This window comes from Undibacterium sp. Di27W (assembly GCF_049340345.1).
In the GTDB taxonomy this organism is placed as follows: Bacteria; Pseudomonadota; Gammaproteobacteria; order Burkholderiales; family Burkholderiaceae_D; genus Undibacterium.
On sequence record NZ_JBMPOS010000051.1, the window covers coordinates 1 to 4,491 of the forward strand.

Below are 4,491 nucleotides of genomic sequence, written 5' to 3' on the forward strand. Positions count from 1 at the left end.
TCGCCAGCTCTTTGGCCAGCGCCTGCAGTTTGCTTCTTTCCATGGCGTTTGTCGTCATTTTGGCAATTCCTCATTATAGGAGGTTCATCTACCAGAATTACTTACACACTTTTATTTACAGGCTCGAATTCATGGCCACTTTTGTGAGAATATGCAATTGTACAACTCGCCGTCTCCGTTCAGCAAGTTGACAATACCCCCATACGCGCTCCGTAGTCAGAAATACAGGCATAAATGATCAGGGGTTGGAGAACTTTCGACGCCATATTTTAAGTGCACCAACGCCTCAAAAAATATGAAATCCCGCCCAAAGTAATTCCATTGGAGATTCTCATTTCATTCAACTGTTACGGCAGGAAATTCCTCTTTTAGCCAAACCACGTGCTGTGAATCCTCGATCGCGTACACCCCTCTTGCACTGTTCCACACCAAAGTTTTCTTCCGCAGTGCTTCCAGTGCGTACTGGATGGAGGAATCGTCAACAACAACTTCCGAAGTTGAAAATTTTTTGCATAAGGCTTTGTATTTTTGTACCGTGGCTGGCCGAAACGGAGCATAGTCTGCGCCCGTCGTAGCCATTACTACCAAAACAGACGCCTGCAACGGTGGAAGGCTATTCACCTGACGCATAAAATTCTGTTTGCTGTCCAAGTTAATTGCCGAAAATATAGACCTGAATTCAGAGTCAACATTCGACTCAGTGACGTTAAACCGAAATGCTAAATCATCAAGGGCCTTATGCAAGGTTTCGGGTTTGTGGCCAGATGCAATGAATTCCGACTCGACGGTCGCGAGGGAAGGTGCAATCCCCTCGCCGTACTGAGATAGCTCCCACTCCACGAAGTCTTTCCCTAGAGGCTCCAGGTCAAACAGAACTGCGTTTAGGAAGGCCTGGTCTTTCCCATTAACTAGCATACTGAGCTTATCTCGGTTCGATCCTGTCGCGATCAACCGAAATCCATTGTGAGCAGAACCATTTAGTTGGTCGCGTGCGGCTTTTAGGGCATACAGTGCGTTGGCGCCAGCCTCCGTTGTGATAGCATGCTGGGCCTCGTCAATCACCAGAACAATCACCGCTTGAGTAGCATCACTTAGATCTGCAAGTGCCTTTGCCAGTGTTTTTCCTGTACCGATGCCGACCTTAGCGATATCAACTGAGACCCCACCGACATTGATTTTATCCAGGCCACCCTTGCGCGCCCATTGAAGTAACACGCCTTCGCGCTTTTGTAGGTGCTCCCGAACAGCTTCGGCAATCAAGTCACCTGGATCACGGCTTCGATCGCTCCACAAGTCCACGTAAATGACCTCAGCCTTAAGTGTCTTCAACGACGGAATAATATCCTCGATAATGAAGGTGCTTTTGCCGGTGCGCCGAGGCGCTGAAATGAACACACCAGATCGTCCATTGGAAGATAGGGTTCTTTGAACAATTTGCTGAGCTAACACTGGGCGATGGAAAATAGGAATTTCAGTTGTCATAATGTTAATTATAGAACTATATTACAGGAAATTATAGTCTATTATAGTCAGCCCTCTAAATTTCGTCATAGGAAATTATAGTTTTCTATAGCCTATTATAGTAATTAATATTTAATTAACGTCATAATGGTCTCATTGATGGGCAGCTGAATTGAGGGCGTAGACATCTCACAGGCCTAAGGGTTAATCCGTGTTCTCAGAGATCGTGGTATGGAGTATTGTGGTCGCCTGGAAGCCCAAGACTATCAGTTGTATCTGGCGCTCAAAGATATTGAACATGCCCAAACCAAGGTGAGCCATCGTCAGACGAATGGAATTTGCGAACGCTTCCATAAAACCATTCTGCAAGAGTTTTACCAGGTCACCTTCAGGCGCAAGATATATCGATCCATGGACGAGTTGCAGCAGGACCTCGATGAATGACTGACGTATTACAACGATAGGCAAAAAGTGCTGTGGACGCATACCGATGCAAACACTTATTGACGGAAAGGAGGTATGGCGCGATAAGATCACCACTTTGAATAACTGAATCTGATCTGACAATCGCCGTCTTCAAATCGGGTAACTGTCAGGTCAGACAGCGACTACTACAATTCAAACCATTTTTGTAAAATTTAATGAAAGCTAACTCATCAACTACTGGCCTGGATGAAATTGCAATTACAAGCCTGAGACTTCGACTTGAAGCAGCTATCCTGAAATAGTTTTAGCCATATCTCTGAAAATATAACTTCACGAAATCGATAAGAAACAACCTGTCCTTCGCCTTCAATTTGTTCAGGTATGTGGCAATAATCTCGGACTCGGGTGTTTGCACTAATGCTTTCTCATCCAGCAAATCCGCAATAGCAATATTCAATTCCTCCGATAAAACCTCCAATATCGCCAGCGATGGCGCATGGACGCCTCGTTCCAGCCGTGAGATTGTTTCGACTTCCACTCCAACTCGTGCAGCTAGCTGCTCCTGGGTCAGCCCCAAGTTCTTTCGCTTGGCCGCCACATTTTTGCCGATTCTAGAGGGAAGCTGAGAAGGTTTTCTTTTAGTCACGACATTATTTGACGGTTATTTAGTCGACAAATATGGTCTACTCTTTACGTCCAAACAAGAAGGATGTAATATGTTGATTGTCAACAAGACAAATTAGATCTTTATTTGATGAATGACTCGCATCGGTTGCTTCGTGTGTTCTGTTGGTCCGCGATTCGGGATTTCCAGCCCATGTCAGAAAATGAAAGATGAAGGATGTTCAACGCTCGCCACTAGTACTGAGCGAACTTATACCGTGATTTTTGTAGGCTCTTCGGGAACGGTATGCCACTTCTACCCGGAATGCTATGTCATTAACAAATATGAATCTACACCAAAACTTGGCAATATAGTAATTCTATAGGGCGATTCCTATCGGCAATATTTACTATCAATTTGCTGCATAAAGGCCTTCTCGCATTTAATCCGCTCGTCCCCCTTCTACTTTGACCTTACCGCCGAAAGCTTCGACCATGTTTAAGTTTAAAGTTGTAGAAATTGTTTTCGAAGATAAAACCAAAACTACCCTTGATCCTAAAACCTTGGCCAATGTTCAACTGCTTTTTGATACCCTTGCTGCGCAAGTGAGTCAACAACTCTTAACGCGTGGCGGGGAAATTAGAACAAGTGTGTATATTTACTCCACCTCGGAATTTCGGGCGGCAGCGGGTTCTAATTCCATTCCCGATGCCGCTCATCACCTAATGGTTAACCCCATCCGATATCTCTTTGATGCGGGGTTGAATGCAGATCCTCATGCCATCGATCCGAGCTTTTCCTCTAATCTCGGAATACCTGACTTCGTAATTAGCTTGTCTCAAGGCTTTTTAGATTCAATAAATCAGCGTTTCGAGGCTTCCGCGGGTATTGTGCCTCCAGTGTCTCTAGGGATCATTAACCATGAATTTGGACATGCCTTGGCTTTTGATTCGCAACGAGATGCTATGACTGGGGCTTTTGGGAGTAGCAGTTCCTTGCCTATGGAATTCGATCGCTTTTTGTCTATTTCTGGGGAATTGGTCACTTATTCAGGGTTCTTTGCCAAGGCCATTTATGGTTCAGACATTCCCATGCAGGCTTTGGGTAAAATCGGCGCATCTATTGCGCATCTCACCACCGTTCAATCCAATCCCTCAGTGAACTCTCAAGTTCTGAATGATCCTATGAGCGATGGACGTGCTTTTTCGGAGGCCAACAAACAATTCAGCGATCTAGACTTGGCGATCATGAAGGATTGCGGGTATCTGAATTTAAATACTTTGACCGCTTATGATGGGCATCATTTCATTCCCGGCCTCAACACCAAACTAATTTCCGGTACCAAAGGGATCGATACGGTGGTCGAGGCTGGCTCACTGGCTGATTTTACTTTTGCCTTAGCCGGTGATCAGGTCACGCAAATCGCTAAGGACGGCTCTAAATTGATGTTTTCCAGTATTGAGCGAGTGGTTTTGCCAAACGCAGCGCTTGCTTTTGATTTAAATGGCAATGCCGGACAAGCCTATCGTTTGTATCAAGCAGCGTTTAACCGTACACCAGATCAAGCAGGCCTTGGCTATTGGATCAAACAGATGGATTCCGGTGCTGAGAATTTAAATCACGTTGCAGCAGGTTTTGTGGGTTCGCTTGAATTCGCTAAACTGTATGGTCAAAATATAACCGATGATGCTTTTCTAACAGCGCTGTACAGTAATGTCTTGCACCGCACGCCCGATAAGGCCGGCTTTGAGTATTGGCATGGCGAAATGGGGAGTGGCATGACGCGTCCTGATATATTGGCATCTTTTTCAGAATCCACTGAGAATCAAGCGCAGGTAATTGGTCAGATTCAAAAGGGAATTCCCTATCAGGTTGAGGTGTACTGTCAATAGCGGACACTCATGTTCTAAGCTGCCAGTGACTGCCGATTAAAATTTTCAGCAAACAAAGCAGGCGATATATTGCCAAGACGCGAGTGACGTCGCTGACGGTTATAAAAG

Annotated in this window: 3 protein-coding genes and 1 pseudogene; 2 read left to right on the plus strand and 2 right to left on the minus strand. The window is 45.3% G+C overall.

Annotation, left to right across the window (positions count from 1 at the left end):
* Positions 1–336: 336 nt before the first annotated feature.
* Positions 337–1,482 carry an AAA family ATPase gene (locus ACO0LF_RS31065; protein ID WP_423021219.1) on the minus strand — a complete coding sequence of 382 codons (1,146 nt, stop codon included), beginning with the start codon at positions 1,480–1,482 and terminating at the stop codon, positions 337–339.
* A gap of 183 nt (positions 1,483–1,665) precedes the next feature.
* On the opposite strand from ACO0LF_RS31065, the pseudogene ACO0LF_RS31070 reads away from it, so the two are divergent.
* Positions 1,666–2,014 (plus strand): annotated as a pseudogene (locus tag ACO0LF_RS31070) (integrase core domain-containing protein); the annotation flags it as partial.
* 177 nt (positions 2,015–2,191) lie between these two features.
* Here the strand turns inward: ACO0LF_RS31070 and ACO0LF_RS31075 are convergent.
* On the minus strand, positions 2,192–2,533 hold the full coding sequence (locus tag ACO0LF_RS31075; RefSeq protein WP_423021221.1) for a helix-turn-helix domain-containing protein: 342 nt from the start codon (positions 2,531–2,533) through the stop codon (positions 2,192–2,194).
* Between the two features lie 452 nt (positions 2,534–2,985).
* On the opposite strand from ACO0LF_RS31075, the gene ACO0LF_RS31080 reads away from it, so the two are divergent.
* Complete coding sequence (locus tag ACO0LF_RS31080) at positions 2,986–4,383, plus strand: DUF4214 domain-containing protein (protein WP_423021223.1); 1,398 nt, start codon at positions 2,986–2,988, stop codon at positions 4,381–4,383.
* Positions 4,384–4,491: the final 108 nt, after the last annotated feature.

Coding starts and splice junctions, on each gene's coding strand:
- ACO0LF_RS31080 (WP_423021223.1), top strand. CDS start 2,986: ATGTTTAAGTTTAAAGTTGTAGAAATTGTTTTCGAAGATAAAACCAAA.
- ACO0LF_RS31065 (WP_423021219.1), bottom strand. CDS start 1,482: ATGACAACTGAAATTCCTATTTTCCATCGCCCAGTGTTAGCTCAGCAA.